The organism is Thiohalobacter sp. IOR34 (assembly GCF_030406045.1).
Taxonomy (GTDB): domain Bacteria; phylum Pseudomonadota; class Gammaproteobacteria; order Thiohalobacterales; family Thiohalobacteraceae.
On record NZ_CP128988.1, the window covers coordinates 217,788 to 244,205 of the forward strand.

Annotated in this window: 27 protein-coding genes, 1 pseudogene and 1 riboswitch; of the genes and pseudogenes, 20 read left to right on the forward strand and 8 right to left on the reverse strand. The window is 69.3% G+C overall.

Annotation, left to right across the window (positions count from 1 at the left end):
• Nucleotides 1-8 precede the first annotated feature (8 nt).
• The 7 genes from QVG61_RS01075 to QVG61_RS01105 form a co-directional block, all read right to left on the reverse strand.
• The gene (locus QVG61_RS01075) at nucleotides 9-200 is read right to left on the reverse strand and encodes a CbtB domain-containing protein (protein ID WP_289931466.1); all 192 of its coding nucleotides are present in this window, start codon (nucleotides 198-200) and stop codon (nucleotides 9-11) included.
• 13 nt (nucleotides 201-213) lie between these two features.
• Nucleotides 214-1,521 carry a cobyrinate a,c-diamide synthase gene (locus QVG61_RS01080; protein WP_289931467.1) on the reverse strand — a complete coding sequence of 436 codons (1,308 nt, stop codon included), beginning with the start codon at nucleotides 1,519-1,521 and terminating at the stop codon, nucleotides 214-216.
• The gene (gene cobO, locus QVG61_RS01085; RefSeq protein WP_289931468.1) at nucleotides 1,518-2,123 is read right to left on the reverse strand and encodes a cob(I)yrinic acid a,c-diamide adenosyltransferase; all 606 of its coding nucleotides are present in this window, start codon (nucleotides 2,121-2,123) and stop codon (nucleotides 1,518-1,520) included. The genes QVG61_RS01080 and cobO overlap by 4 nt, the downstream gene beginning before the upstream one ends.
• Nucleotides 2,124-2,230: 107 nt before the next feature.
• A riboswitch (cobalamin riboswitch) is annotated at nucleotides 2,231-2,459 on the reverse strand.
• A 530-nt stretch (nucleotides 2,460-2,989) separates the two neighbouring features.
• Nucleotides 2,990-3,577: an XTP/dITP diphosphatase gene (locus tag QVG61_RS01090; protein WP_354671195.1), complete on the reverse strand. Its 588-nt coding sequence runs from the start codon at nucleotides 3,575-3,577 to the stop codon at nucleotides 2,990-2,992.
• Between the two features lie 2 nt (nucleotides 3,578-3,579).
• Nucleotides 3,580-4,296: a ribonuclease PH gene (gene rph / locus QVG61_RS01095; RefSeq protein WP_289931470.1), complete on the reverse strand. Its 717-nt coding sequence runs from the start codon at nucleotides 4,294-4,296 to the stop codon at nucleotides 3,580-3,582.
• A 48-nt stretch (nucleotides 4,297-4,344) separates the two neighbouring features.
• Nucleotides 4,345-5,226 carry a protein phosphatase 2C domain-containing protein gene (locus QVG61_RS01100; RefSeq protein WP_289931471.1) on the reverse strand — a complete coding sequence of 294 codons (882 nt, stop codon included), beginning with the start codon at nucleotides 5,224-5,226 and terminating at the stop codon, nucleotides 4,345-4,347.
• 6 nt (nucleotides 5,227-5,232) lie between these two features.
• Nucleotides 5,233-6,177, reverse strand: coding sequence for a serine/threonine-protein kinase (locus QVG61_RS01105; RefSeq protein ID WP_289931472.1), 945 nt, complete (start codon nucleotides 6,175-6,177; stop codon nucleotides 5,233-5,235).
• A 189-nt stretch (nucleotides 6,178-6,366) separates the two neighbouring features.
• Here QVG61_RS01105 and QVG61_RS01110 point away from each other — a divergent pair, with 189 nt between their 5' ends.
• From QVG61_RS01110 to ubiA, 8 genes and pseudogenes are all read left to right on the forward strand, one after another.
• Nucleotides 6,367-7,221, forward strand: coding sequence for a YicC/YloC family endoribonuclease (locus QVG61_RS01110; protein WP_289931473.1), 855 nt, complete (start codon nucleotides 6,367-6,369; stop codon nucleotides 7,219-7,221).
• Nucleotides 7,222-7,294: 73 nt separating this feature from the next.
• Nucleotides 7,295-7,927 (forward strand): guanylate kinase, encoded by a 633-nt coding sequence (gene gmk / locus QVG61_RS01115; protein WP_289931474.1) that lies wholly within the window; start codon nucleotides 7,295-7,297, stop codon nucleotides 7,925-7,927.
• A gap of 67 nt (nucleotides 7,928-7,994) precedes the next feature.
• A pseudogene (rpoZ, locus tag QVG61_RS13625) lies at nucleotides 7,995-8,189 on the forward strand (DNA-directed RNA polymerase subunit omega); the annotation flags it as partial.
• Between the two features lie 337 nt (nucleotides 8,190-8,526).
• On the forward strand, nucleotides 8,527-10,686 hold the full coding sequence (gene spoT, locus QVG61_RS01125) for a bifunctional GTP diphosphokinase/guanosine-3',5'-bis pyrophosphate 3'-pyrophosphohydrolase (protein ID WP_289932670.1): 2,160 nt from the start codon (nucleotides 8,527-8,529) through the stop codon (nucleotides 10,684-10,686).
• Between the two features lie 24 nt (nucleotides 10,687-10,710).
• Complete coding sequence (locus QVG61_RS01130) at nucleotides 10,711-11,094, forward strand: RidA family protein (RefSeq protein WP_289931476.1); 384 nt, start codon at nucleotides 10,711-10,713, stop codon at nucleotides 11,092-11,094.
• A gap of 15 nt (nucleotides 11,095-11,109) precedes the next feature.
• A complete protein-coding gene (gene recG, locus QVG61_RS01135; RefSeq protein WP_289931477.1) occupies nucleotides 11,110-13,212 on the forward strand; it encodes an ATP-dependent DNA helicase RecG in 2,103 nt (700 codons plus the stop codon).
• Between the two features lie 76 nt (nucleotides 13,213-13,288).
• A complete protein-coding gene (locus QVG61_RS01140) occupies nucleotides 13,289-13,855 on the forward strand; it encodes a chorismate lyase (RefSeq protein ID WP_289931478.1) in 567 nt (188 codons plus the stop codon).
• A gap of 4 nt (nucleotides 13,856-13,859) precedes the next feature.
• Nucleotides 13,860-14,738, forward strand: coding sequence for a 4-hydroxybenzoate octaprenyltransferase (ubiA, locus tag QVG61_RS01145; protein ID WP_354671173.1), 879 nt, complete (start codon nucleotides 13,860-13,862; stop codon nucleotides 14,736-14,738).
• 41 nt (nucleotides 14,739-14,779) lie between these two features.
• On the opposite strand, the gene QVG61_RS01150 is transcribed toward ubiA, so the two are convergent.
• Nucleotides 14,780-15,493: a ComF family protein gene (locus QVG61_RS01150; protein ID WP_289931479.1), complete on the reverse strand. Its 714-nt coding sequence runs from the start codon at nucleotides 15,491-15,493 to the stop codon at nucleotides 14,780-14,782.
• A gap of 201 nt (nucleotides 15,494-15,694) precedes the next feature.
• Between QVG61_RS01150 and QVG61_RS01155 the strand changes: the two genes are divergently transcribed.
• From QVG61_RS01155 to QVG61_RS01210, 12 genes are all read left to right on the forward strand, one after another.
• Nucleotides 15,695-16,087 (forward strand): hypothetical protein, encoded by a 393-nt coding sequence (locus tag QVG61_RS01155; RefSeq protein ID WP_289931480.1) that lies wholly within the window; start codon nucleotides 15,695-15,697, stop codon nucleotides 16,085-16,087.
• Entirely contained in the window at nucleotides 16,084-17,058 is a 975-nt protein-coding gene (gene bioB, locus QVG61_RS01160; protein ID WP_289931481.1) for a biotin synthase BioB, read from the forward strand. The genes QVG61_RS01155 and bioB overlap by 4 nt, the downstream gene beginning before the upstream one ends.
• A gap of 17 nt (nucleotides 17,059-17,075) precedes the next feature.
• Entirely contained in the window at nucleotides 17,076-18,242 is a 1,167-nt protein-coding gene (gene bioF, locus QVG61_RS01165; RefSeq protein ID WP_289931482.1) for an 8-amino-7-oxononanoate synthase, read from the forward strand.
• Nucleotides 18,239-18,997: a pimeloyl-ACP methyl ester esterase BioH gene (bioH, locus tag QVG61_RS01170; protein ID WP_289931483.1), complete on the forward strand. Its 759-nt coding sequence runs from the start codon at nucleotides 18,239-18,241 to the stop codon at nucleotides 18,995-18,997. Before bioF ends, bioH begins: the two co-directional genes overlap by 4 nt.
• Complete coding sequence (bioC, locus tag QVG61_RS01175) at nucleotides 18,994-19,860, forward strand: malonyl-ACP O-methyltransferase BioC (protein ID WP_289931484.1); 867 nt, start codon at nucleotides 18,994-18,996, stop codon at nucleotides 19,858-19,860. Before bioH ends, bioC begins: the two co-directional genes overlap by 4 nt.
• Nucleotides 19,857-20,564 (forward strand): dethiobiotin synthase, encoded by a 708-nt coding sequence (bioD, locus tag QVG61_RS01180; RefSeq protein WP_289931485.1) that lies wholly within the window; start codon nucleotides 19,857-19,859, stop codon nucleotides 20,562-20,564. Before bioC ends, bioD begins: the two co-directional genes overlap by 4 nt.
• A 100-nt stretch (nucleotides 20,565-20,664) precedes the next feature.
• Nucleotides 20,665-22,122 carry a cytochrome-c oxidase, cbb3-type subunit I gene (gene ccoN / locus QVG61_RS01185; protein ID WP_289931486.1) on the forward strand — a complete coding sequence of 486 codons (1,458 nt, stop codon included), beginning with the start codon at nucleotides 20,665-20,667 and terminating at the stop codon, nucleotides 22,120-22,122.
• Between the two features lie 21 nt (nucleotides 22,123-22,143).
• Nucleotides 22,144-22,887 (forward strand): cytochrome-c oxidase, cbb3-type subunit II, encoded by a 744-nt coding sequence (gene ccoO, locus QVG61_RS01190; protein WP_289931487.1) that lies wholly within the window; start codon nucleotides 22,144-22,146, stop codon nucleotides 22,885-22,887.
• A 48-nt stretch (nucleotides 22,888-22,935) separates the two neighbouring features.
• Nucleotides 22,936-23,142, forward strand: a complete 207-nt coding sequence (locus QVG61_RS01195; RefSeq protein ID WP_289931488.1) for a cbb3-type cytochrome c oxidase subunit 3 — start codon at nucleotides 22,936-22,938, stop codon at nucleotides 23,140-23,142.
• Nucleotides 23,135-24,058, forward strand: a complete 924-nt coding sequence (gene ccoP / locus QVG61_RS01200) for a cytochrome-c oxidase, cbb3-type subunit III (RefSeq protein ID WP_289931489.1) — start codon at nucleotides 23,135-23,137, stop codon at nucleotides 24,056-24,058. The genes QVG61_RS01195 and ccoP overlap by 8 nt, the downstream gene beginning before the upstream one ends.
• A 100-nt stretch (nucleotides 24,059-24,158) precedes the next feature.
• Nucleotides 24,159-25,577 (forward strand): cytochrome c oxidase accessory protein CcoG, encoded by a 1,419-nt coding sequence (ccoG, locus tag QVG61_RS01205; RefSeq protein WP_289931490.1) that lies wholly within the window; start codon nucleotides 24,159-24,161, stop codon nucleotides 25,575-25,577.
• 8 nt (nucleotides 25,578-25,585) lie between these two features.
• The gene (locus tag QVG61_RS01210; protein WP_289931491.1) at nucleotides 25,586-26,401 is read left to right on the forward strand and encodes a FixH family protein; all 816 of its coding nucleotides are present in this window, start codon (nucleotides 25,586-25,588) and stop codon (nucleotides 26,399-26,401) included.
• Nucleotides 26,402-26,418 lie beyond the last annotated feature (17 nt).

Consider the following 26,418-nt stretch of genomic DNA (forward strand, 5'->3'; position numbering starts at 1 on the left):
TCCCCGGGTCAGTGGCAGGGAAAGGCGGCCGAATGCCGGGTGTCGTGCGCGGCGTTGTGCAATATGTCCATCTCCGCGAAGCCGGCCGCGTAGAGCAGGCCCAGGCCGAGCAGGGCGGCCAGCAGGGACGATGCCAGACGGCCGGCGAGGGTATCGTCGTGGGTGTGTGCCGCATGGGCCGTTCCGGATGCTGGATGCATGGCGGTTCCTCCTTCAGTTGACGGGTGAAGCTGTGGGGGTCGAGAACAACCGGGCAGTGGCCGCCGGGTTGGATGGGAAATAGAGATGCAGGTAGGAGGCGTGCAGGCGGCCCTGCCGATAGACGGGTTCGCCCTGCCTGCCCTTGCGCGCCGGCTCGCTGGTGGCGGCCGGCGCAAGCGGCGTTTCCAGCCGCGAGTAGTGGTAGCTGTGGCCGCGCAATCCCCCCTCGGGCAGCACGACCCGGTGGAGGCCCAGGTTGGCGAGCCGTTCCTGCATGGCCGCCTTGCCCGGCAGGAGCCCGGCCATCTCCGCGGTACGGCCGGCCACGTCGGTCAGGGATTCGCACAGGTAGAGCATGCCGCCGCACTCGGCGACGATCGGCTTGCCCGCGGCATGATGGGCGGCCAGCGCCGCCTTCATGGACCGGTTGGCCTCCAGCCGCTCGAGATGCAGTTCCGGGTAGCCGCCGGGCAGGTAGAGCGCGTCCGCTTCCGGCGGGGCGCTGTCGTCGAGCGGCGAGAAGAAGCCGATCTCCGCGCCCAGTGCCTGCAGCGTGTCGAGATTGGCGCGGTAGACGAAGGAAAAGGCCTCGTCCCGGGCCACGGCGACGCGGATGTCATCCAGATGTGGCGGGCAGGCTTCCTCTTCCGGCGGTGCCTCGAAGGAGACCTCCGGGGGCAGCTCGCAGGCCGGCCCCTGGAGCGCGGCGGCCGCCCGCGCGATGCGGGCATCGAGATCGCCGATCTCTTGCGCCTGCACCAGGCCGAGATGCCGGCCGGGCAGGCCGATCTCCTCGTCGCGCTGCAACCAGCCGAAGGTACGCATGCCCTCCGGCAGGCTCTCGGCGAGCATCCGGTAGTGGTGTTCACTGGCCACCCGGTTGGCGAACACCCCGGCGAAGGGGAGCCCCGCGCGGTAGGTGGCGAGCCCGTGGGCCAGGGCACCGAAGGTCTGGGCCATGGCACTGCCGTCGATGACGGCGAGCACCGGCACGCCGAACAGACTGGCCAGGTCGGCGCTGGAACGGTCGCCGTCGAACAGCCCCATCACCCCTTCGATCAGGATCAGGTCGGCATCCCCCGCCGCTTCGTACAACAGCCGGCGGCAATGCGCCTCGCCGCCCATCCACAGATCGAGGTTGTACACCGGGGCCCCCGATGCCCGTTCCAGGATCATCGGGTCGAGAAAGTCCGGCCCCGTCTTGAAAACGCGCACCCGCCGGCCACGGTCGCGGTGCAGCCGGGCCAGCGCCGCGGTGACGGTGGTCTTGCCCTGGCCGGAGGCGGGGGCGGCAATGAACAGGGCGGGGCAGCGTCTCACAGGTCGACCCCCTTTTGCGCCCGCACGCCGGCGCGGAAGGCGTGTTTGACGTCGCGCAGTTCGGTGACGGTGTCGGCGGCGTCGATCAGCGCTTGCGGGGCGCCGCGGCCGGTGATCACCACGTGCTGCATGGACGGGCGCGCCTCGAGGTCGGCCAGTACCTGGTCGAGGTCCAGCCAGCCGTACTTGAGCGGGTAGGTGAGCTCGTCGAGCACCACCAGCCCCAGGCTTTCGTCGGCCAGCATGCCGCGCACCACCTCCCGGCCCTTTTGTGCGGTGGCGCGGTCCCGTTCGAGGTTCTGGGTCTCCCAGGTGAAGCCCTCGCCGAGCACATGCCAGACCACGCCGGGCTGGCGCCGGAAGAAGGCCTCCTCGCCGGTATCCTGGCGTCCCTTGACGAATTGCGCCACGCCGACCTTCATGCCGTGCCCCAGGGCCCGCGCCACCATGCCGAAGGCGGAACTGGACTTGCCCTTGCCGTTGCCGGTCAGGACCAGCAGCAGGCCCTGGTCGCGGTCCGCGCGCGCAATGGCGGCGTCGACCACGGCCTTCTTGCGCTGCATGCGTTTGCGGTGGCGCTCTGTGGGGTCGGTGGTATCCAAGTCCTCGTCTTCCGCAGCCAGGTGTGTGGCACGAAGGCATGCGGGGGCGGAAACAAGGACGGAGGCAGGGATTGCAGGACCTGTCGCCGTGGCACCGCCCTCCGCAATGCCGGCTTTCGGCTTCAGGCCGGTCTCCGGGCTCGCGAGCGGGAGTTCAGACTCCCAGAGGCTGTGCCTTCCCGTGCTCGTGCACAGTGGCGTGATGCAGACCCTTGACTCGCCTACCGTTGCGGGGGCAGCGCCGGCATTGCGCTGGCGAGTGCCAGCACGCACCGGCTTCCCGTTTCATCCCTCCGGAGGAACCGCCGGGGGGACACCAGAAGCCGGGAATCCTTCAGCTTCGGTGAAAGGATTCCCGGGGCTGAATCTAAGGGGATACGGCACAGCCTGTCAAGGAAGGGGCAAGCACCGGATTTCGGGTGGGGTTTGTGGAGGGGGCGACAGGGCTGCTTTCCATCAGCGCAGGAGATCAGTCCTGAGTCAGCTCGTATATTGCACCAAAGCATTTGGCCTGAAACCGAAATGAACAAAAAATTCCGGAGTAACGTGTCTAACCCGGATATTGCACCAAGGCTGCACGCATGATCGGCGTGCAGGCTGGTAAATGGGGCGGCAACTCGTAACCCGGCTTTGTGCCTGCTCGATTGACTCCGGGCATTGCCCGCCGTGGATCCCCCGATCGCGGCCTGGAGGCCGCTCCTACGGGGCATGGCGGCACAATATGTTGTCGTAGGAGCGGTCTCCAGGCCGCGATCGAGGCGCAAGGGGTACCGCGCCATCCTGCCACCCCGGCTCACGGAGCCCGCCTTGGTGCGGTATGCGGGATGGAGTGTTGGAACGATCGTGTCTTTGAGATAAGCGGTCGGTCAGCCCAGCGCGGCGATCAGTTTGCGCAGCGCCTGGCCGCGGTGGCTGAGGGCATTCTTCCGCGCGGCGCTGAGTTCGGCGGCCGAGCAGCCCTCTTCCGGCACCCAGAACACCGGGTCGTAGCCGAAGCCGTTCTCGCCCCGCGGCGCGTCGAGGATGCGGCCTTCCCAGGTGCCCTGGAAGATCAGTGGCGTCGGGTCGCCGCCATGCCGCATATAGACCATCAGGCACTGGAAGCGTGCGCTGCGTTCCTCTACCGGGAAATCCGCCAGTGCCTCCAGCAGCTTCTCCAGATTGGCCTGGTCGCTGGCGCCGGGGCCGGCGTAGCGCGCCGAGTAGATGCCGGGCGCGCCCTGCAGGGCGTCGACCTCCAGGCCGGAGTCGTCGGCGATGGCCGGCAGGCCGGTGTGCCGGGCGGCATTGCGCGCCTTGAGGATGGCGTTCTCGACGAAGGTCAGACCGGTCTCCTCGATCTCCGGGACATCGAAGTCGGACTGCGGCATGACCTCGATGCCGTGGCCGGCGAGCAGTTGATTGATCTCGCGGACCTTGCCCTTGTTGCCGCTGGCGAGGACGATTCTGCGCATACTCATGCCTCCAGTGCCTTCTTCTGTTCCTCGATCAGCTGGAAGATCCCGGCCTGGGCCAGGTCCAGCATGTTCATCAGTTCCTCGCGGCTGAAGGGTGCCGCCTCGGCCGTGCCCTGCACCTCGATGAAGCGCCCCTCGCCGTCCATCACCACGTTCATGTCGGTCTCGGCGTTGCAGTCCTCGGGGTAGTCGAGGTCCAGTACCGGCGTGCCCTGGTAGATGCCGACCGAGACCGAGGCCACCTGCCCGGTGAGCGGGCTGTCCTTGAGTTCGCCCCGCTCGATGAGGTGGGCGACGGCGTCGTGCAGGGCCACGTAGCCGCCGGTGATGCTGGCGGTGCGGGTGCCGCCATCGGCCTGGATGACGTCGCAGTCGATGGTGATCACCCGCTCGCCGAGCCGCTTCAGGTCGACCACGGCGCGCAGCGAGCGGCCGATCAGGCGCTGGATCTCCATGGTGCGCCCGCCCTGCTTGCCACGCGCCGCCTCGCGGCCCATGCGCTCGCTGGTGGAGCGCGGCAGCATGCCGTACTCGGCGGTCACCCAGCCCTGGCCCTTGCCGCGCAGCCAGGGCGGCAGGCGGCTCTCGACGCTGGCGGTGCACAGCACCCGGGTGTTGCCGAACTCGATCAGCACCGAGCCCTCGGCGTGCATGGTGTAGTTGCGGGTGATACGGATGGGGCGCAGCTCGTCGGCGGCGCGTTGGCTGGGACGCATCGGGAATCCTGTCGGCAAGTGGACGATGCGCGGATTATACGCGAGCCGTCAGGTGTCGTCCTTTCCCTCGCCGCCCGGTTCCATCTCCCCCCCGTAGTCGGCGATGGCCTGCTCGATGTCGGCGATGGCGCGCTGCAGGGGGTCGCTGTGTCGAGCGGCTGGGGTCGGGTCCGTGCCGGCGGGTGTTGCGGCGTGCCCCTCCCAGCGCAGGGCCACGGCGCTGACGTTGTCGCTGCGCGGGTAGCTGTTGCCCTCGGCCTCGCTGACCAGGGCGTCGAGTTGCCCGGCCAGGTCCTGTCCCGCGTCGCAGAGGCCGGTCAGGCGTTCCTCCGCCAGCGCCGACCAGAGGCCGTCCGAGCACAGCAGCAGGACGTCGCCGGCCTCCAGGAAGGCGATTGGCCCGATGCTGATCTCCGGTGGCGCCTCGGGGTTGCCGAGGCACTGGCTGACCCGGTTGCGCAGCCGGTGGTGGCGCGCCTCGCGGGCGTCGATCAGGCCCGAGCTCAGCAGGTCGGCGACCGGGGTGTGGTCGCGGGTCTGGAAGAAGATGCGTCCTTCGCGCAGCAGGTAGAGGCGGCTGTCGCCGGCATGCGCCCAGAGGGCGGTGTCGTCCTGCACCAGGCAGCAGACCAGGGTGGTCAGCGGCTGCACCGGTGGTTTCTGGGTGCGGCCCACGGCGAGGATGGTGCGATGTGCCTGGTGCACGGCCTGGCGGAGGAAGCCGGCCGGGTCCTGCAGCGGGTCGCGGGCCAGGAACTGGCGGCGCAGGCTGTCCACGCAGGCTTCGGCCGCCAGGTCGCCGCGGGCGTGGCCGCCCATGCCGTCGGCCACCGCCAGCAGCACCGCATCCTCATGCTGCACGATCAGGCAGCGGTCCTGGTTGCTGTCGCGGTCACCGAGGTGGCTGCTCTGGGCGACGCTGACGCGCATCCCGCTTCAACCCCGGCCCCAGGGCAGACTGCTGACCAGGCGGTCCAGCGGCGATTCGGGCGTCTCGGGCTGGGGCGAGTCGGCCAGCAGGACCTTGCGGAAGTCGGCCACGCTCTGCGGCCGCAACAGCGGGTCGACCTCCATCGCCCAGTCGATGGCGCGCAGCAGGCCCTGCGAGTAGCGTTTGCGGAACTGCGTCTGCGCCGGGCGCATGCAGTCCCGCTCGTGGCGCTGGCGGGCCGGCGGCGGGGGGCGGCCCTCGATACAGGCGCGCATGGTGGCGCCGAGGGCATAGATGTCGGTCCAGGGCCCAACATAGCCGCCGGTCTCGTACTGTTCGATGGGTGAGAAGCCGGCGGTGATCACCTGTCCGGGCTGGGCCTGGCGGCTCTGCGGGAAGCCGTGCACGGCACCGAAGTCGAGCAGCAGCGGTGCGCCGCCCGGGCGGATGTGGATGTTGCCGGGCTTGATGTCGAGGTGCAGCAGGTCGGCGTCGTGGATCACTTCCAGACCGTCCAGCAGCGGCGGAAAGACGGTGCGCAGGAAGCGTTCGCTGAGTCGGCCGCCACGGTTGGTCAGGTAGTGCTGCAGATTCTTGCCGTCCTGGTAGTCCATCACCATGTACACCGTGCCGTTGGCCCGGAAGAAGCTTAGCACCTTGACGATGTTCGGATGCTTGAGGGTGGCCAGGGCACTGGCCTCCTGGAAGAAGAGCATGCGCCCGCGGTTGAAGCGGTTGGCCACCGCCTCGTCCTTTGGCGTCACGCTCAGGTCGGGCTGGCGCCGGGCCAGGCGGCCCGGCATGTACTCCTTGATCACCACCCGCTCGCCGGTTTCCCGGTCCGTGCCCAGGTAGACCAGGCTGAAGCCGCCGCCGCCCAGCAGGTGGCGGATCCGGTAGCGGTCCAGTTCGGTGCCGTCCGGCAGGGCATTTTTCTGTTTCTTCAGCATGTCGTGGTCGCGGCTGGGCGGGCGAAGGGCTGCGGGCGTGTGGCGTGCGCCGGCCCCTCCCCGTGCCGCGGAGGCGCCGGTTTCACTGTGCTGGGGATAGGCCGTACCATGGGGGACAGATCGGCCGCGGCCGGCAGGGACTTGAGCCCCCGCAGTGGGGGCGGTGAGGGGAAGCAGATGATACGAAGCATGACGGCCTTCGCACGCCAGGAGGGCGAGGGCGAATGGGGCAGCCTGACCTGGGAGCTGCGCTCGGTGAATCACCGCTACCTGGAGATCGGGCTGCGCCTGCCGGAGGAACTGCGCAGCCTGGAGCCGGTGGTGCGCGAGCGGGCGGCGGCGCGGCTCAAGCGCGGCAAGCTGGAGTGCAATCTGCGCTTCCGTCCGGCGCCGCGCCAGGCCGATGCCATCGAGCTGGACGAGGACTACCTGCGCCGGCTGGCGGCCGCGCTGGGGCGGGTCGACGGTGCCCTGGAGGCGGCCCGGCCGCCCGACGTGCTCGACGTGCTGCGCTGGCCGGGGGTGATGCTGGAACGCCAGCAGGACGTGGGGCCGGTGGCCGAGGCCGCGCTGGCGCTGTTCGGGCGCGCCCTCGACGAACTGGTCGAGACCCGCGAGCGCGAGGGTGCCGGCCTGCGCGAACTGATCCTTGCCCGGCTGGCCGCCATGGAGCCGCTGATTGCAGCCACCCGCCGGCGTCTGCCCGAGGTGCGCGCCCGGATCCGTGAGCGGCTTCGGGCGCGGCTCGAAGAAGTCGCTGCCGAGCCGGACAGCGACCGCCTGGAACAGGAGCTGGTCTACCTGGCGCAGAAGATGGACGTGGACGAGGAGCTGGACCGCCTCGAGGCCCATGTCGCCGAGGTGCGCAAGGTGCTGGACCGTGACGAGGCGGTCGGCCGGCGGCTGGATTTCCTGATGCAGGAGCTGAACCGCGAGGCCAACACCCTGGCCTCCAAGTCGGCCGATGCCGAGACCACCGGCGTCGCCGTCGAACTCAAGGTGCTGATCGAGCAGATGCGCGAACAGGTGCAGAACGTGGAGTGACGGGCGGCTTCACTGCAGCCGCTGGCCGATCCTGTATCATGGGCATTTTTCGTGAGCGGATGTGAAGACAGGCATGAGTACGGCGATCAGCGGCAAGTTATATATAGTGTCCGCCCCCTCCGGGGCGGGCAAGACCAGTCTGGTGCGGGCGCTGATGGAGCGGCTGCCCGGCATCTGCTTCTCGGTGTCCCACACCACCCGGGCGCCGCGGCCGGGTGAGGTGGATGGCAGGGACTACCATTTCGTGGACGTCGAGCGCTTCGAGCAGATGATCCGCGAGGGGGCCTTTCTGGAATATGCCCGGGTGTTCGACAACTACTATGGCACCTCGCGGGCAGCGGTGGAGGCGCTGCTGGCCGACGGGCGGGACGTGTTCCTGGACATCGACTGGCAGGGGGCGCGGCAGGTGCGCGCGGCCTGGTCGGAGGTGGAGAGCATCTTTGTTCTGCCCCCCTCCCGCGAGGCCCTGGAACAGCGCCTGCGCGGTCGCGGTCAGGACTCGGACGAGACCATCGCTCGGCGCATGCGCGATGCGGTGAACGAGATCGCCCATTACCGGGAGTACGACTACCTGATCGTCAACGACGACTTCGATGTGGCGCTCGGCGAACTGGAGGCCGTGGTCCGTGCCGGGCGGCTGCGCTGCGAGGCGCAGAGCCGGCGCCATGCCGCGCTGATCGAGGGCCTGCTGGCGTCCGAGGGCTGAATTGGGTAGACTCTGCCGCCCGTCCCGGGATTCCGATTCCCCCGAAACACGTTGAAAGGGTTGAGCCATGGCGCGCGTTACCGTTGAAGACTGTCTGGAAAATGTAGCCAACCGCTTCGAGCTGGTGCTGGTGGCCGCCAAGCGGGCCCGGCAGCTGGCGCGCGGCGTGGAGCCGAAGGTGGAGTGGGACAACGACAAGCCGACGGTGGTGGCCCTGCGCGAGATCGCCGAGGGCCTGGTCGGTCCCGAGATCCTCGACGAGAAGCCGGAACACGAGCTGCTCCTCGAGACCGAGGCAGAAGCAGAGGCCGCTGAAGAGACGGCCGTGACCGCAGAGGCCGCCGGCGAAGAGGGCGAGGCCCCCGCCGCCGAGGCCCCCGCCGCCGGGAAGGGCGAGGCCGAGGCCGGCGGCGAGGAAACCCCGGACGCCGGCTGATTCCCCGCAGCATTCCCGGCGGAGCCCCCCTCTCCTGCCCGCAGCCGGCCCCTGTCGGCTGACCGCGCTTTATCCTATGATGCAATGAGCCGTCCGTTCCCTGCCGGGCACGGGCGGTCTCATGACCACCATCGAATCGACACAGGGGACGCCGCGGGCGCCGATGGCAGCCACTCCCGAGGACAGCGTGCAGGCCGAGGATCAGCGTTACCTGATCAGTGACCTGTGCAGCAAGCTGGAGCGCTACCTGCAGCCGGAGCAGGTGCGCGACATCTACCGTGCCTACCTGTTCGGCGCCGAGGCGCACGAGGGGCAGCACCGCCTTTCCGGCGAACCCTATATCTACCATCCCATTGCCGTGGCGCGCATCCTGGCCGAGATGCGCATGGATGCCAACAGCATCATGGCCGCCATCCTGCACGACGTCATCGAGGACACCTCGACCGCCAAGGAACAGCTGGAGCGGCTGTTCGGTGCCGAGGTGGCGGAGCTGGTCGACGGGGTCAGCAAGCTGACCCAGATCCACTTCGAGTCGAAGGCCGAGGCCCAGGCGGAGAACTTCCGCAAGATGATGCTGGCCATGGTCAAGGACATCCGCGTCATCCTCATCAAGCTGGCCGACCGGCTGCATAACATGCGCACCCTGGGGGCGATGCGTCCCGACAAGCGGCGCCGCATCGCCCGCGAGACGCTGGAGATCTATGCCCCCATCGCCAACCGCCTGGGCATGAACAGCATGCGCCTGGAGCTGGAGGACCTCGGTTTCGCGGCGCTCTATCCGATGCGTTCGCGGGTGCTGGCCGAGGCGGTGAAGCGGGCGCGCGGCAACCGCCGCGAGATCCTCTCCAAGATCGAGACCGCGATCATGCGCCGCCTGGTGCAGGAGCAGATCGAGGGCCAGGTGCGCAGCCGGGAGAAGCACCTGTACAGCCTGTACCTGAAGATGAAGACCAAGGGCCTGTCCTTCTCCGAGGTGTCCGACGTCTACGCCTTCCGCATCATCGTCGACAAGGCCGATACCTGCTACCGGGTGCTGGGCATCATGCACAACCTCTACAAGCCGGTGCCCGGCAAGTTCAAGGACTACATCGCCATCCCCAAGTCCAATGGCTACCAGTCGCTGCACACGGTGCTGTTCGGCCCCTACGGTGTGCCCATCGAGGTGCAGATCCGTACCGAGGACATGGATCGGGTGGCCGAGGCCGGGATCGCTGCGCACTGGCTGTACAAGACCGGCGACGGTGGCAACGGTGCCCAGGCGCGGGCCCGCGAGTGGCTGCGCGAGCTGCTGGAGATGCAGAAGAGCGCCGGCGACTCGCTGGAGTTCCTGGAGAACGTCAAGATCGACCTGTTCCCGGACGAGGTCTACGTGTTCACGCCCAAGGGCGAGATCATGGAGCTGCCGCGCGGCGCCACGGCGGTGGACTTCGCCTATGCCGTGCACACCGAGGTCGGCAACAGCTGCATCGCGGCCAAGATCGACCGCCGCCTGGCGCCGCTGCGCACCCCGCTGCTGAACGGCCAGACGGTGGAGATCATCACCGCGCCCGGCGCCCATCCCAACCCGGCCTGGCTCAACTTCGTGGTCACCGGCAAGGCGCGCGCCAACATCCGCCATCATCTGAAGAACCTGCGCCACGAAGAGGCCGGCAAGCTCGGCCGGCGGCTGCTGGAGAAGGCGCTGGCCAGCTTTGGCTTCAGTCTCGACAGCCTGCCGGCGGGGCGGGTCGACGCCTTTGTCGAGGAGTGCAGCCTGGATTCCCTGGAGGCGCTGCTGGAGGACATCGGGCTCGGCAACCGCATGCCGCTGCTGGTGGCGCGCCAGCTGGCCGGCATGGCGGAGGAGGGCGAGAGCGGGGCGACGCCGCGCCAGCCGCCGGTGCCGCTGGCCATCAAGGGCACCGAGGGCATGGTCGTCAGTTTCGCCAAGTGCTGCCGGCCGATCCCCGGCGACCCCATCATCGGCTTCGTCAGCGCCGGGCGCGGCATCGTCATCCACAGCGAGAACTGCAAGAACGTCGCCGACTTCCGCAGCCAGCCGGAGAAGTGGCTGGACGTCGAATGGGAGGCCGAGCCGCAGGGCGAGTTCGCCGCCGAGCTGCGGGTCGAGGTCGCCAACCAGCGCGGTGTGCTGGCCACGGTGGCGGCGGCCATCGCCGATCTCGGCTCCAACATCGAGAACGTCGACATCGGCGAGCGCGACGGTCTGAACACCACCCTGGTGTTCACCATCAGTGTCCGCGACCGGCGCCACCTGGCCGCCGTGATGCGCAAGATCCGACACATCCCCCAGGTGATGCGCGTTTCGCGCATCAAGGGTTGAACCCATCCCGCAGAGGAGTCAGCAGTGGCAAGAGAGATCATATCCACCGACCGTGCGCCGCAGGCCATCGGCACCTATTCGCAGGCCGTGAAGTGCGGCCAGACCGTCTATCTGTCGGGCCAGATTCCGCTGGTGCCGGAGACCATGCAGCTGGTCGAGGGCGACATGGAGGCGCAGATCCGCCGCGTCTTCGACAACCTGGCCGCGGTCTGCGAGGCAGCGGGCGGCGGCCTGGCCGACATCGCCAAGCTCAACGTCTTTCTCACCGACCTGGCCCACTTTCCGCTGGTCAACCAGGTGATGGCCGATTACTTCGCCGAGCCCTATCCGGCGCGGGCCGCGATCGGTGTCGCCAGTCTGCCCAAGGATGCCGCAGTGGAGATGGATGCGGTGATGGTGCTGGGCTAGGAGCCCTTGGACCGCATGCCACGCGGGGAGGCGGCACCCAGCCTCGACCGCCTGCCGGTGACCGCGCTCCGGGGCGTGGGGCCGCGCATGGCCGGCAAGCTGGCGCGGCTCGGCATCGAGAGCGTGCAGGATCTGCTGTTCCACCTGCCGCTGCGCTATCAGGACCGCACCCGGATCCTGCCCATGGGCAGTCTGCGCCCCGGTGACCAGGCGGTGGTCGAGGGGTGCATCGAGCTGGCCGAGGTGAAGTTCGGCCGGCGCCGCATGCTGCTGGTGCGGCTCGGCGACGGCACCGGCCAGCTCACCCTGCGCTTCTTCCATTTCAATGCCAGCCAGCAGGCCAGCCTGCAGCGCGGTGTCCGGCTGCGCTGCTATGGCGAGATCCGTGCCGGTGGCGCCACCCTGGAGATGATCCATCCCGAATACCAGGCGGTCTCGGACGCGGCGCCGCCCGCCGTGGAGACCCATCTGACGCCCATCTACCCCACCACCGAGGGTGTGCACCAGCTGACCCTGCGCGGTCTCACCGAGCAGGCGCTGGCCCTGCTCGCTGCCGATCCGGATGCCCTCCCCGACTGGCTGCCGTCGGAGCTGCTGGAGGGGCTTGGCCTGCCCGGACTCGCCGAGGCGCTGGCGGTCATGCACCGGCCGCCGGCGGAGACACCGCTGGAGGCCCTGCTGGCGGATGGCCATCCGGCACGCCGGCGGCTGGTGTTCGAGGAGCTGCTGGCCCATCACCTCAGCCTGCGCCAGTTGCGCCAGCGGGCGCAGCAGACCCGCGCCCTGCCGCTGGCCGGTGACGGCCGGCTGCGCTCGCAGCTCCTGGAGGGGCTGGGTTTTCTGCCCACCGCCGCCCAGCGGCGGGTGGCGGCGGAGATCGAGGCGGACCTGCAGCGGCCCCACCCCATGCTGCGCCTGGTGCAGGGCGACGTGGGCTCGGGCAAGACCCTGGTCGCCGTGCTGGCCGCGCTGCAGGCGGTGGAGGCCGGTGCCCAGGCCGCGGTGATGGCGCCCACCGAACTGCTTGCCGAGCAACACTGCCGGACCTTTGCCGCCTGGCTGGCGCCGCTGGGGCTGGAGGTCGCCTGGCTGTCCGGCAAGACCAAGGGGCGTGCCCGGCGCGATGCCCTGGCCGCGATCGCCGACGGCTCGGCCCCCCTGGTGGTCGGCACCCATGCCCTGTTCCAGGAGGAGGTGACCTTTGCCCGTCTGGGGCTGGTGATCGTCGATGAGCAGCATCGCTTCGGTGTCCATCAGCGGCTGGCGCTGCGCGACAAGGGGCGCCACGGCGAGTGGCATCCGCATCAGCTGACCCTGACCGCCACCCCCATCCCGCGGACCCTGGCGATGGCCGTCTACGCCGATCTCGACACCTCGCTGATCGACGAGTTGCCGCCGGGCCGACAGCCGGTGCAGACGGTGGTGATTCCCGACAGCCGCCGGGCCGAGGTGGTGCAGCGGGTGGAGCGGGCCTGCGCCGGTGGCCAGCAGGCCTACTGGGTCTGCACCCTGATCGAGGAGTCGGAGGCCCTGCAGTGCCAGGCGGCCGAGGACGCGGCGCAGCAGCTCGGCGAGGCCCTGCCCGGGCTGCGGGTCGGCCTGGTGCACGGGCGCATGAAGGCGCAGGAGAAGGAGGCGGTGATGGCGGCCTTCAAAGCCGGCGACATCCAGTTGCTGGTCGCCACCACGGTGATCGAGGTCGGCGTCGATGTGCCCAATGCCTCGCTGATGATCATCGAGAATGCCGAGCGCCTGGGGCTGGCCCAGCTGCACCAGCTGCGCGGCCGGGTCGGGCGCGGCGCGGCGCAGAGTAGTTGCGTGCTGATGTATCACCCGCCGCTGTCGCGCCTGGCGCGGGAACGGCTCGCCGTGCTGCGCGAGACCAGCGACGGTTTCGAGATCGCTCGCCGCGACCTGGAACTGCGTGGTCCTGGCGAGGTGCTGGGTACCCGCCAGACCGGTCTGCTGCAGATGCGCATCGCCGATCTGCTGCGCGACCAGGCGCAGTTGCCGCGGGTGGAGCAGGTCGCGGGCCTGTTGCTGGAGCGCCATCCGCAGCGGGTCGCGCCGCTGATCCGCCGCTGGCTGGGCGAACGCCTGCGCTACGGCGAGGTGTGACCGCCGGCGCCGCCCGGGCGTCGCGATTCGTGCGATAATCCCGGGCCTGTCCCGCTACCGATGTGCTTGATATCCCGTGACACGTCATCTGCTGCATGGTCTGCACTGGGCGCCTCCGCAGCGCCGACTGCGTTCCGCGCTGGATGCGCGGCTGCGCCGCTGGTTGCTCGACCCCGCTTCCCTCACCCGGCGCTTGCAGCAGGCCTGTCCCGGCCGGTTCCGGGTACGGCTGGAGTTCCAGGGCTGGGCCCGGCCGCTGCTGGATGAGGCGCAGGCGCTGGGCATGGCGCCCCGGCAGCTGGCGCTGATCCGCGAGGTGCACCTGCTGTGCGACGAGCGGCCCTGGGTGTTCGCCCGCACGGTGATTCCCCGCCGGACCCTGAGCGGCCCCCAGCGACGGCTCGCCCGCCTCGGCGAGCGTCCGCTGGGGGCCTTCCTGTTCGCCGACCCGGGCATGCGTCGCGAACCGGTGGAGATTGCCGCCATCCCCCGCGGCACCCTCACCTGGGCACATGCCGTCGAGGGTCTGGAACGGCCGCCAGCGCAGGTCTGGGGGCGGCGCTCGGTGTTCCGTCTCGGCGGCAAGCCGCTGTTGGTGAGCGAGATCTTCCTGCCGGGCGTCAGCGGCTGCGGGGAGGGCTGAGGCGATGACGCCGGCGGCGCTGCGCGAGCGGCTGTACCAGTACTACCTGCTGATGCGGCTCGACCGGCCGATCGGCATTCTGCTGCTGCTGTGGCCGACGCTCTGGGCCCTGTGGATGGCCGCAGGTGGCCTGCCCGACCTGCAGGTGTTGCTGGTGTTCGTCGCCGGCGTGGTGCTGATGCGTTCCGCCGGCTGCGTGATCAACGACTTCGCCGACCGCCGCATCGACCCCCACGTGCGGCGCACCCGCGAGCGGCCGATCGCCGCCGGCCGGGTCAGCCCCCGCGAGGCGCTGCTGCTGTTCGCGGTGCTCTGCCTGGCCGCCTTCGCACTGGTGCTGACGCTCAACCGCCTGACCGTGCTGCTCTCCTTCGGCGCCCTGGCGCTGGCCGCCCTCTACCCCTTCACCAAGCGCTACACCCGGCTGCCACAGGTGGTGCTGGGAGCGGCCTTCGGCTGGGCCATCCCCATGGCCTTCGCGGCCCAGACCGGTGAGGTGCCGCGCCTCGCCTGGCTGCTGTTCACGGTCAACGTGCTCTGGGCCACGGCCTACGACACCATGTATGCCATGGTCGACCGGGAGGACGACCTGAAGATCGGCGTCAAGTCCACCGCCATCCTGTTCGGCGAGGCGGACCGGTTGGTGATCGGGGTGCTGCAGCTGCTGGTGCTGCTTGGCCTGGTGCTGGCCGGGCGGCTGGCCAGCCTCGGTCTGCTGTACCATTTCGGCCTGCTGCTGGCGGCGGGGTTCGCCCTCTATCAGCAGTACCTGATCCGCCGGCGGGATGCCGAGGGCTGCTTCGCGGCCTTCCTCAACAACAACTGGTTCGGTGCCGCGGTGTTCGTCGGCATCGTCCTCGACTATCTCGGTCGCGCCGGCTGAGGCCGCGATCGGCCCGGCGCGTATCGATTCCCGCAGTCGCCTCAGCGTGAATCGTGGCCGGGGGTGCGGGCACAGACCCAGAGCTCGACCCGCTCGGCGCCGGCGGCCTTCAGCACCCGGGCCAGGGCATCGGCGGTGCTGCCGGTGGTCATGACGTCGTCGAGGATGGCGATGTGGCGGCCGGCGGGCGGACGCTGCAGCCCGAAGGCGCCGCGCAGGTTGCGCCGGCGGTCGCCGGACGACAGGCCGGACTGGGGCAGGGTGGCACGCAGCCGCCGGCAGCTGTCCAGCTCCAGCGGCAGGCCGAGCCGGCGGGCGCTGAAGCGGGCGATCTCGATGGCCTGGTTGAAGCCGCGCTGGCGTTGCCGTGCCGGGTGCAGGGGCACGGGCAGGATGCAGTCGGGGCGGGGCTCGGCCGCCAGACGCTCGGCGAGCAGTTCGCCCAGCAGCCGGGCATGGGCCAGGCGGGTGGCGAACTTGAGGCCGGTGATCAGGCTGTCGACCGGTGGCCGGTAGAGCAGGGCGGCGCGGGCAGCGTCGAAGGCCGGCGGGGCCTGCAGGCAGCGCCCGCAGGGGCGGTCACCGGTTCCGGCCGGAAGGGGCGTCGCGCAGCGCGGGCAGGCTGCCGCCGGCCGCGGCAGCTCCCGGCGGCAGCCGCTGCACAGGTCGAGGCCGTCGCTGCCCGGCCCGCCGCAGAGCAGGCAGTGCGGGACCCAGAGCCGCAGCTGGAGCGCCTCAAGCCAGTTGTAAACCATCGGGGTCCATCCCGGTTGACAGTGGAATCCGTTCGGGCGATAGTCGCTCGCCCGTTTTCCAGTCTACACCAGGGGAAAAGCGGATAACCCGACGGGCACAAGGCGTGCCTTCAGCGATAAGGCTGCAACATGTCGAACGATCGAACAACGATGCCAATTTCAGGGCGTCCCGGTGACATATCCGGGCTGGCCGGGTCGCCGATGACCGATTCCGCCGCGCCGGTGCAGCTGATCACGGGCCGCAGTGCCCGCAACGCGGCCGCCCTGTTCAACTGGGGCAACATCGTCTCCCTGCTGCTGCCCTTCCCGCTGCTGATCTTCTGGCTGGGGGCCTCGATGTTCGTCTATGCCATGAACCGCCACCATCCCAACCCCAAGGTCGGCCACTATACCCAGCAGGCAGCCTATCGCTTCTATGGCATCACCGGCTTCTTCGTCGCCGCCGCCATGTTCCTGCCGGTCGATCTCAGCTATTACCTCATCGCCTGGGCGCTGGCGGCGCTGATCCTGCTGCCCTGGTCGATCCGCGACCTGCTGCGCATCTACCGGGACAGCTGGGAGGATCAGCGTCTGCTGCGGGAGGTGCAGGCATGAGCGCCCCGCTGGCCGAGCGGCAGGCGGCAGACGGCCTGCGCCACGACTGGTCGCGGGAGGAGATCCTCGAACTCTTCGGGCTGCCCTTCAACGACCTGCTGTTCCGGGCCCAGCAGGTGCATCGCGCCGGCTTCGATCCCAACGCGGTGCAGATCAGCACCCTGCTGTCGATCAAGACCGGCGCCTGCCCCGAGGACTGTGCCTACTGTCCGCAGAGCGCCCACTACAAGACCGAGCTGGACGTCGAGCGGCTGCTGCCGGTGGAAGAGGTGGTGGCCGCGGCCCGCGAGGCGCGGGCGCGAGGCGCCAGCCGCTTCTGCATGGGCGCGGCCTGGCGCAGTCCCCGTGACCGGGATCTGGAGCCGGTGCTGGAGATGGTGCGTGCGGTCAAGGCCGAGGGCCTGGAGACCTGCCTCACCCTGGGCATGCTCAGCGAGGCCCAGGTGGCCCGCCTCAAGGCGGCCGGCCTGGACTACTACAACCACAACCTGGACACCTCGCCGGACTTCTACGGCGAGATCATCTCCACCCGCACCTACCAGGACCGGCTCGATACCCTGCGTCACGTCCGCGAGGCGGGCATCAACGTCTGCGCCGGCGGTATCGTCGGCATGGGCGAGTCGCGCGCCGACCGCGCCGGCCTGCTGCAGGCGCTGGCCAATCTGCCGCGCCACCCGGAGAGCGTGCCGGTCAACCTGCTGGTGCGGGTCGAGGGTACGCCGCTGGCCGAGGTCGAGCCGCCGGACCCCTTCGAGTTCGTGCGCACCCTGGCGGTGGCCCGGCTGCTGATGCCGAAATCCTACGTGCGCCTCTCCGCCGGTCGCGAATCCATGAGCGACGAGCTGCAGGCGCTGTGCTTCCTGGCCGGCGCCAATTCCATCTTCTATGGCGAGAAGCTGCTCACCACCGGCAACCCCGACACCGACCAGGACCGGCGCCTGTTCGAGCGGCTCGGCCTGAAGCCCCTCTGAGGGCGCCGCCGCGTCCGATGAAGGACCTCGCCGCTCCCCTCGCCGCGCGCCGCGCGGCCGGCCTCTACCGCCAGCGGCGTCGGGTCGGCAGTCCGCAGGCTGCCGAGATCGAGGTCGACGGGCGGCGCCTGCTGGCCTTCTGCAGCAACGATTACCTCGGCCTGGCCGCTCATCCGCAGATCGCCGCGGCCCTGGCCCGCGGTGCCGAACGCTGGGGTACCGGGGCCGGCGCGGCGCACCTGATCAGCGGCCACAGCCGGGCCCATGAGGCCCTGGAGGAGGCGCTGGCCGAGTTCGTCGGCGCCCCCCGCGCGTTGCTCTTCTCCACCGGCTACATGGCCAATCTCGGGGTCATCAGCGCCCTCGCCGGACGCGGCGACCGGGTGTTCGAGGACCGGCTCAATCACGCCTCGCTGCTCGACGGTGCCCGGCTCGGCGGGGCGCGGCTGCTGCGCTACCGCCATGCCGATGCCGCCGACCTGGAGGCGCGGCTGGCCGCGGCCGGCAGCAGCGAGCGGCTGGTGGCCAGCGACGGGGTCTTTTCCATGGACGGTGACCTCGCCCCGCTGCCGGCGCTGCTTGCCGCCGCGCGCCGGCACGATGCCCGCCTGCTGGTGGACGACGCCCATGGTCTGGGGGTGCTCGGCCCCGGCGGCCGCGGCAGCCTGGCGCATGCCGGCCTCGTGCCGGAGACGGACGATCTGATCCTGGTCGGCACCCTGGGCAAGGCCTTCGGTACCTTCGGTGCCTTCGTCGCCGGTTCCGAGGCGCTGATCGAGACCCTGATCCAGCAGGCCCGTCCCTACATCTATACCACGGCCCCGCCGCCGGCACTGGCCGAGGCGACCCTGGCCAGCCTGGCCCTGGTGCAGGGCGAGGACTGGCGTCGCGAGCGGCTGCGGGCGCTGATCGCCCGGCTGCGTGCCGGTGCCGCCGAGCTGGGGCTGCCGCTGATGGATTCGACGACCCCGGTGCAACCGCTGCTGGTGGGGGAGGCGGGGGCCGCCCTGGCGCTCAGCGAGCAGCTGCTGGCGGCCGGTATCCTGGTCCCGGCGATTCGTCCGCCGACGGTCCCGGAGGGCAGCGCCCGGCTGCGCATCAGCCTCTCGGCCGCGCACAGCGAGGCCCAGGTCGATACCCTGCTGGCGGCGCTGGATGCGGCCGGCGCGGGGCGGGTGGCGTGAGCCTGGCGGTGCAGCGCAGCGGCCGTGGCCCCGACCTGGTGCTGGTGCATGGCTGGGGGCTGGAGAGCGGCGTCTGGGCGCCGCTGCTGGAGCCGCTGGGCCGGCAGTTCCGGCTGCACTGCATCGATCTGCCGGGGCATGGCGGCAGTCCGCTGACTGGCGAGTTCGAGTTCGATGCCGTGGTCGGGGCGCTGCTCGAGGCGGCGCCGGCCGGGGCCGCCTGGCTGGGCTGGTCGCTGGGCGGCATGCTGGCGCTGGGTGCGGCCCTGGCCGCTCCGGAGCGGGTGGATCGCCTGCTGTTGGTGGCCAGCAGTCCACGCTTCGTGGCCGATGCCGACTGGCCGCACGCCATGCAGCCGGAGGTGCTGGCCGGCTTCGGTCGGGATCTGGCGACGGAACGCACGGCCACCCTGCGTCGTTTCCTGTCGCTGGTGGCGCGCGGTGCCCCGGACGCGGGTGTGTTGCGCGCCCTGCGCCGGCGGCTGGTGGAGGCCCCTGCGCCTGTGCCGGCAGCGCTGGCCGGCGGGCTGGCGATCCTGGCCGGTTGCGACCTGCGCTCGGCCCTGACGCGGCTGGAGGTGCCGCTGGCGGCCCTGTTCGGCGGGCGCGATGCCCTGGTGCCGGCGGGCGTGGCCGGCGATCTGGCGCGGCTGTGTCCGGCGCTGCGCGTGCAGTCTCTGCCCGCTGCCGGCCACGCTCCCTTCCTCTCCCATCCCGGTGAATTCGTCGCCGCTGCCGCGGCCCTGCTGGCATGAACGAGGGGCAGCGGATCGACAAGCGCCAGATGCGCCGCGCCTTTGCTGCCGCGGCGGCAGACTACGACGCCGGTGCCGTACTGCAGCGCGAGATCGGCGAGCGCCTGCTGGAGCGGCTGGCGCTGCTGCGGCTGCGCCCGGCGACCCTGCTCGATCTGGGCAGCGGCACCGGACAGATCGCCGAGGGCCTGCTGCGCCGTTACCGCGGCGCGCGGGTGGTGGCGCTGGACATTGCCGAGCCGATGCTGGCACGGGCGCGGCGCCGTGGCGGCTGGCGACGCCGGCCGCTGCCGGTGTGCGGCGACGCCGAATGCCTGCCGCTCGCCGATGCCAGCATCGACATGATCCTCTCCAACCTCTGTCTGCAGTGGGTCGACGACCTCGATGCCGCCTTCGCCGAGTTCCGGCGCGTGCTGCGGCCGGGCGGTGCCCTGCTGTTCACCAGCTTCGGCCCGGATACCCTCTGCGAGCTGCGCGAGGCCTGGGCGGCGGTGGACGCCATCCCGCACGTCAACCGCTTTCCCGACATGCACGAGGTCGGCGATGCCCTGCTGCGCGCCGGTCTGGCCGGGCCGGTGATGGATCGCGAGCTGCTGACGCTTACCTATGCCGACCTGCGCAGCCTGCTGGCCGACATCCGCGACATCGGTGCGCACAACGTCATTCAAGGCCGGCCGCGCGGCCTGACCGGAAAGGCACGCTGGCAGGCCTTCGCCGCCAACTACGAGGCCCGCCGCCGGGAAGGCCGGCTGCCGGCCAGCTACGAGGTCGTCTACGGTCATGCCTGGGCGCCGGAGGACAGTCGGCTGCGGGCGGAAGACGGCAGCGTGTGCATCCCTGTAGAGGGGCTGCGGCGGCGATGAGCGTGGGGCGGCCTGCCGGCCTGCCGCGGGTGATCTTCGTCACCGGCACCGACACCGGCATCGGCAAGACGCGGATCAGCCTGGGCCTGATCGAGCGCCTCAAGTCGGCGGGGCTGCGGGTTGCCGCCATGAAGCCGGTCGCCTCCGGCTGCGCGCGCACCCCCCAGGGCCTGCGCAATGCCGATGCCCTGGCCCTGCAGGCCGCCGCCTCCTTTCCCATCCCCTATGAACGGCTCAATCCCTATGCCTTCGAGCCGCCGATCGCGCCCCATCTCGCCGCCGAGCGGGCCGGTGAGGCCATCCGCCTGGAACCCCTGCGCAAGGCCTGTGCCGCATTGGCGGTCGAGGCCGACGTGGTGGTGGTGGAGGGCGTGGGCGGCTGGGCGGTGCCGCTCGGCGAGCATTTGATGCTGGCCGACCTGGCCGCGGAGCTGGCGGCCTCGGTGCTGCTGGTGGTCGGGATGCGGCTCGGCTGCCTCAATCATGCCCTGCTCACCGCGGCGGCGGTCGAGGCGCGCGGCCTGCCCTGGTATGGCTGGGTGGCGAACCAGGTCGAGCCGGTCTTCGCGGCTGCGGAAGCCAATCTGCATGCCCTGCGCGCACGCCTGTCGCCGCCGCTGCGCGGTGTGGTGCCCTGGCTGGAGGGGGCGGAGGTGGCTGATGTGGCGCGCTGCCTGTGGCTTGACGAAACCGGCCCCGGCTGACCCTTGTCGATCAAAAAAATCTATATTAGAATGTTGTGATATTTGCCCCCTTTTGGCAGGGGTTTCCATCCAACAACATCAAGCAATCGAGAGGCAGGCCATGGCAGAGGGTGCAGCGACCGGCACTGAGCAGCAGTACAACTATGCGGTGATCCGCAAGTTTGCGGTAATGGCGCTGGTTTGGGGGGTGCTGGGGATGAGCGCGGGGCTGTACGCGGCCCTGGAGCTGGCCTATCCAGCCCTCAATTTCGACATCGCGCAGATCACGTTCGGCCGGCTGCGCCCGGTGCACACCACCCTGGTGATCTTCGGCTTCGGCGGCAGCGCCCTGTTCGCGACGTCCTATTACGTCGTGCAGCGCACCTGCCAGACCCGCCTCTACGGCGACAGCCTGGCCAACTTCACCTTCTGGGGCTGGCAGGCGGCGATCGCCATGGGTGCCATCAGCTACATGCTGGGCATCACCCAGTCGCGTGAATACGCCGAGTTCGAATGGCCCATCGACCTGCTGATCACCGTGGTCTGGGTGGCCTATTTCTGGGTCTATGTGCAGACCCTGCGGCGCCGCTCGCAGCCGCACATCTACGTCGCCAACTGGTTCTACATCGCCTTCATCCTGGCCACCGCCATACTGCACATCTTCAACAACCTGGCGGTGCCGGTCGGGCTGTTCAGCCTCAAGTCCTACAGCCTGTTCTCCGGGGTGCAGGATGCCATGACCCAGTGGTGGTACGGCCACAACGCGGTAGGCTTCTTCCTCACCGCTGCCTTCCTCGGCATGATGTACTACTTCGTGCCCAAGCAGGCTGGCCGGCCGGTGTATTCCTACCGGCTGTCCATCGTCCACTTCTGGGCGCTGTCCTTCCTCTACATGTGGGTCGGTGCCCACCACCTGCACTGGACGGCGCTGCCCGACTGGACCTCGACCCTGGCCGCCACCTTCTCGGTGATGCTGCTGCTGCCCTCCTGGGGCGGCATGATCAACGGCATCATGACCCTGTCCGGAGCCTGGGACAAACTGCGCAGCGATCCGATCATGCTGTTCCTGATCACCTCGCTGTCGTTCTACGGCATGTCCACCTTCGAGGGGCCGCTGATGTCGCTGAAGAGCGTCAATGCCCTGTCCCACTACACCGACTGGACGGTCGGCCACGTGCACTCCGGTGCCCTGGGCTGGGTGGCGATGGTCTCCTTCGGCTCCTTCTACCACATGTTCCCGCGGCTGTATGACACCAGGCTCTACAGCCAGCGCCTGGTGTACGTCCACTTCTTCCTGGCCACCATCGGCATCGTGCTCTACATCACCGCACTGTGGGTGGCCGGTATCGGCCAGGGGCTGTTGCTGCGTGCCTTCGACGAGTACGGTTCGCTGGCCTACACCTTCATCGAGACGGTCAGCTTCCTGCACAAGCCCTATGTGGTGCGTTCGCTGGGTGGCGCCTTCTTCGTCGCCGGCATTCTGGTCATGGCCTTCAATATCGGCATGACCATCCGCCGTGCCCGGGCCGGCGCGCCCGCCATCGATGCCCAGGCCGCTGCCAAGCCGGCCGGCGCCTGAATCTAGCGGAGGATACAGACAGTGAGTTTCTTCAAGCATGAAACCCTGGAGATCAATGCCGGTCTGCTGATCGCATTGACCCTGGTGGTGATCAGCATCGGCGGCCTGGTGGAGATCGTGCCGCTGTTCTACATCAACAACACGGTGGAGGACGTGGAGGGGGTGCGGCCCTATTCGCCGCTGGAGCTGCGTGGCCGCGACATCTATCAGCGCGAGGGCTGTTACCTGTGCCACTCGCAGATGATCCGTCCCTTCCGTGACGAGATGCTGCGCTATGGCCACTATTCACTGGCCGCCGAATCGCAGTACGACCATCCCTTCCAGTGGGGTTCCAAGCGTACCGGTCCCGACCTGGCGCGGGTCGGTGGCAAGTATTCCAACGAGTGGCATGTGGCGCACCTCAACCGGCCGCGTTCCGTGGTGCCGGAGTCGATCATGCCCAACTATCCCTGGCTGCTGGAGAACGAGCTGCAGTATGCCGACGTGGCCGACCGCATGCGCGCCCTGAAGAAGACCGGCGTGCCCTATTCCGAGACCCGCGAGGAATACGAGGCCAATGTGGAGAAGTTCGGGCCGGAGATCGCCGAGCGGCTGAACATCGTCCATGCCGAGCGGAACCTGCTCGCCCAGGCCGAGGCCGGCAACTACGACGGCGATCGCCGGCGGCTCACCGAGATGGATGCCCTGGTCGCCTATCTGCAGGTGCTGGGTACCATGGTCGATTTCAGCCGCTATGACGAAGGCTATTTTGCGGAGTTCCGCTGAGCGGATGGCCGTCGGGCAGACTGCCCGCGGCCCGCGGAGGTAAGACGGATGGCGGATTTCCTGGCCTGGATCGGTCGCTTCGAGAACAGCAAGGTGGTTGCGCTGTTGATCTTCTTTGCGACCTTCAGCGGCATCCTGCTGTACGTCTTCACCGGCAGGCAGCGCAAGGAACGACTGGAATCCTACAAGTACATGCCGTTCGAGGACGATGATCCGGCCCCGGCGGCGACCAAGAAGGTAGAAGGCGATGAGTGACGCGAACAAGCAGCAGGACAAGGTTCAGACCACAGGTCACGTCTGGGACGGGGATCTCCAGGAATTCAACAACCCGCTGCCCAACTGGTGGCTGTGGGGCTTCTATGCCTCGGTGGCCTTCGCCATCATCTACTGGGTGATCTATCCCGCCTGGCCGGTGGGGCGCGACTATACCAAGGGTCTGTTCAACACCATCAGCTACCAGGTCGACGGTGAACAGCGCAGCAGCCACTGGAACACCCGTGCCCTGCTGCTCAAGGACATGCAGGAGGGCGAGGAGGCGCGGCGCATGCAGGCCTATCTGCAGCGGGTCGCGGCTGCCAGCTACGAGCAGATCCTCGCTGATCCGGAGATGATGGCCTTCACCCGCTCGGTGGCCAAGGGGCTGTTCGGCGACAACTGCGCCGCCTGTCACGGCAGCGGTGGCGGCGGGGTGATCGGCCTGTTCCCCAACCTGGCCGACGACGACTGGCTGTGGGGCGGCCGGGTGGAGGACATCCAGCAGACCATCAGCGGGGGGCGCAATGGTTTCATGCCGGCCTTCGGCCGTGCCTTCAGCGAGGAGCAGCTGGACGACCTGGCGAGCTTCGTGCTCAGCCTTTCCGGCCAGGAGGTCGACGCCGAGCGCGCGGCGCGTGGCCGGGAGCTGTTCACCGGCGAGGGCGGCGGTTGCTACTATTGCCATACCAAGGCCGGTACCGGCCTGAAGTCCCAGGGTGCCGCCAACCTGACCGACAGCATCTGGACCATCGCCGATGTACCCGGGCAGAACGACCTCGAGGGCCGACTGGCCGTGGTCAAGCAGGTGATCCGCAACGGCGTGTCGCGAGTCATGCCGAGCTGGAAGGCGCGTCTCGGGGAGACCCAGATCAAGCTGCTCACCGTCTATGTCCACGAGCTGGGCGGCGGCCAGTAGGCGATGAGGGCGGGCCGCCGCGGGCGGTGCTGGCGCGGAACCACCGGGGCGACATCGCCCCGGTTTCCGTTTGGCTCGCTGCATCTTCGACAGGATGGACATGGTCGATAGCGGAACCGACAAGCTCTTCCAGTCGAGGGTCCGGATCTACCCGCGCTCGGTGGCGGGCCGCTTCCGGCGCCTGAAGACGGCGATCCTGCTGCTCGCCTACGGCACCTATTTCCTGTTGCCCTGGCTGCCCTGGGAACGCCGCGTCGGTCCGCCCCAGGCCGTGCTGTTCGACATCGAGGGGCGCCGTTTCTATCTCTTCGATCTGGTGGTTCACGCCCAGGACATCTTCTGGCTGGCCGGGCTGCTGGTGATCGCTGCCCTGCTGCTGTTCTTCGTCACCGGTCTGGCCGGCCGGGTGTTCTGCGGCTATTTCTGCTTCCAGACGCTGTGGACCGACGTCTACCTGTTCATCGAGCGCAAGCTGCAGGGCGAGCGGGTGGCGCGCATCCGCCTCGACCGGGCGCCCTGGGGGGCGGAAAAGATCCGCAAGAAGCTGCTTACCCACCTGCTGTGGCTGCTGGTCGCCTTCGCCACCGGTCTGACCTTCACCCTCTACTGGGGCTATGCGCCGCAGCTGGTGCGGGACTTCTTCACCGGCCAGGCGCCCTTTGCAGCCTATGCCACGACCCTGCTGCTGACCCTGGGCACCTATGTGATGGCCGGTCTGGCGCGGGAGCAGGTGTGCACCTACATGTGTCCCTATGCGCGTTTCCAGGGGGTGATGTTCGACCGCGACACCCTGGTGGTGGCCTATGACAGCAAACGCGGGGAGGGCGCGGCCGGCCGGCAGCGGGTGAGGCGTGGCCTGAAGACCGCCGAGGAGCGCCAGGCGGCGGGTGTCGGTGACTGCATCGACTGCGGCTTCTGCGTGCAGGTCTGCCCGACCGGCATCGACATCCGCGATGGCCTGCAGTACCAGTGCATCTCCTGTGCGTTGTGCATCGATGCCTGCGATACCATCATGGATTCGCTGGGCTGGCCGCGCGGCCTGGTGAAGTACACCTCGGAGAAGGCGCAGCGGGGCGGGAAGACGCGCCTGCTCAAGGCGAAGAATATCGGCTATGCGCTGGTCCTGGTGGCGGCCATCGCTGCCCTGGCGGCGAGCATCATCGGCCAGGCGCCGCTGGAACTGAGCGTGGCCCAGGTGCGCCAGCCGCTGGCGGTGATGCTCTCCGACGGTCGCATCCAGAACAGCTACGAGATCAAGATCAACAACAAGACCGACCGCCGGCTGGCCCTGCGCCTCGAGCTGGAGGGCCTCGTGGGCGCCGAACTCGATCTCGGCCAGGTGCAGGGCATCGAGCTGGCGCCGGAGCAGAGCCTGCGCCTGCTGGCGCGGGTGCGGCTGCGCCCGGCAGTGGCCCGGAGCGGGCGCCAGGCATTCCGTTTCGTGCTGACGCCGCTCGACCCGGCGGCGGGAACGCCCCTGCAGGAGCCGGCCATGTTCTACCTGCCGGAGGCGCGCTGAGGGGGCTCATGGAACTGCTCATCACCCTGCCTGTCGGTGTCACCCTCCAGCTGCTGCTGTTCGTGCTGCTGCGCGCCTTCGGCGGCTTCGCCGCCAAGCCGGCCGCGGTCCTGGTCGCGCTGCTGGCGCTGGCCCTGTACCTGCCCTACGCGGTGCTCGACTGGCCCGGCGGCGACGTGGTCGGCCTGCATGTCGCTATCTATCTGGTCACTGCCTATGCGCTGGGGCTGATCGTTGCCAACCGCGAGGCACGGCTGGCGACGCACGGTGGCGGCCGGGGCTGGTTCCACTGGGGACCGGCCGGCATCATCGCCTTCTTCGTGGTGCTGGTGCTGTTCGACGGCGTGCTGGTGGTGATCGCCAGCCGCGGCCTGCCCGGCCCGCTGTCCGAGGTCCTGCTGCCGCGTCCCCGGGTACCGGGCGAGCAGGTGACCTCGGCCTTTCCCGGCGTGGTCTCGCGTGACTACCAGAAGCAGCAGCTGCGCTACAACGCCTTTCTCGAACAGATGCGCCGTCAGCAGGCGCGCGGCTGGGTGGTGCACAAGGGCTGGCTGGGCGGCGTGCGGGCCGGCCAGCCCGGCCTGTTCCAGGTCAAGGTGCTGGATCGCAACGGACGGCCGCTGACCGGTGCCGAGGTGCAGGGGGTCTTCATGCGGCCCTCGGACACCCGCCGGGACGTCGACTTCCGCATGACCGAGACCGGGCCCGGGGTCTACCGCGTCGAGCTGAGCCTGCCGCTGCCCGGCAACTGGGATCTGGAACTGGAGATCCGCCGCGGCGATGACCTGCATCACTTGCGGGCCACGACCCGTGTGGAACAATAGGCGCCTTCAACGCCTGC

Coding starts and splice junctions, on each gene's coding strand:
- QVG61_RS01075 (WP_289931466.1), bottom strand. CDS start 200: ATGCATCCAGCATCCGGAACGGCCCATGCGGCACACACCCACGACGAT.
- ccoP (WP_289931489.1), top strand. CDS start 23,135: ATGAGTGACGCGAACAAGCAGCAGGACAAGGTTCAGACCACAGGTCAC.
- bioB (WP_289931481.1), top strand. CDS start 16,084: ATGAGCGCCCCGCTGGCCGAGCGGCAGGCGGCAGACGGCCTGCGCCAC.
- QVG61_RS01100 (WP_289931471.1), bottom strand. CDS start 5,226: ATGCGCGTCAGCGTCGCCCAGAGCAGCCACCTCGGTGACCGCGACAGC.
- QVG61_RS01195 (WP_289931488.1), top strand. CDS start 22,936: ATGGCGGATTTCCTGGCCTGGATCGGTCGCTTCGAGAACAGCAAGGTG.
- QVG61_RS01090 (WP_354671195.1), bottom strand. CDS start 3,577: ATGCGCAGAATCGTCCTCGCCAGCGGCAACAAGGGCAAGGTCCGCGAG.
- bioD (WP_289931485.1), top strand. CDS start 19,857: ATGAGCGTGGGGCGGCCTGCCGGCCTGCCGCGGGTGATCTTCGTCACC.
- bioC (WP_289931484.1), top strand. CDS start 18,994: ATGAACGAGGGGCAGCGGATCGACAAGCGCCAGATGCGCCGCGCCTTT.
- bioF (WP_289931482.1), top strand. CDS start 17,076: ATGAAGGACCTCGCCGCTCCCCTCGCCGCGCGCCGCGCGGCCGGCCTC.
- QVG61_RS01110 (WP_289931473.1), top strand. CDS start 6,367: ATGACGGCCTTCGCACGCCAGGAGGGCGAGGGCGAATGGGGCAGCCTG.
- ubiA (WP_354671173.1), top strand. CDS start 13,860: ATGACGCCGGCGGCGCTGCGCGAGCGGCTGTACCAGTACTACCTGCTG.
- QVG61_RS01155 (WP_289931480.1), top strand. CDS start 15,695: ATGACCGATTCCGCCGCGCCGGTGCAGCTGATCACGGGCCGCAGTGCC.
- ccoG (WP_289931490.1), top strand. CDS start 24,159: ATGGTCGATAGCGGAACCGACAAGCTCTTCCAGTCGAGGGTCCGGATC.
- QVG61_RS01150 (WP_289931479.1), bottom strand. CDS start 15,493: ATGGTTTACAACTGGCTTGAGGCGCTCCAGCTGCGGCTCTGGGTCCCG.
- recG (WP_289931477.1), top strand. CDS start 11,110: ATGCCACGCGGGGAGGCGGCACCCAGCCTCGACCGCCTGCCGGTGACC.
- QVG61_RS01210 (WP_289931491.1), top strand. CDS start 25,586: ATGGAACTGCTCATCACCCTGCCTGTCGGTGTCACCCTCCAGCTGCTG.
- spoT (WP_289932670.1), top strand. CDS start 8,527: ATGGCAGCCACTCCCGAGGACAGCGTGCAGGCCGAGGATCAGCGTTAC.
- gmk (WP_289931474.1), top strand. CDS start 7,295: ATGAGTACGGCGATCAGCGGCAAGTTATATATAGTGTCCGCCCCCTCC.
- ccoN (WP_289931486.1), top strand. CDS start 20,665: ATGGCAGAGGGTGCAGCGACCGGCACTGAGCAGCAGTACAACTATGCG.
- QVG61_RS01105 (WP_289931472.1), bottom strand. CDS start 6,177: ATGCTGAAGAAACAGAAAAATGCCCTGCCGGACGGCACCGAACTGGAC.
- rph (WP_289931470.1), bottom strand. CDS start 4,296: ATGCGTCCCAGCCAACGCGCCGCCGACGAGCTGCGCCCCATCCGTATC.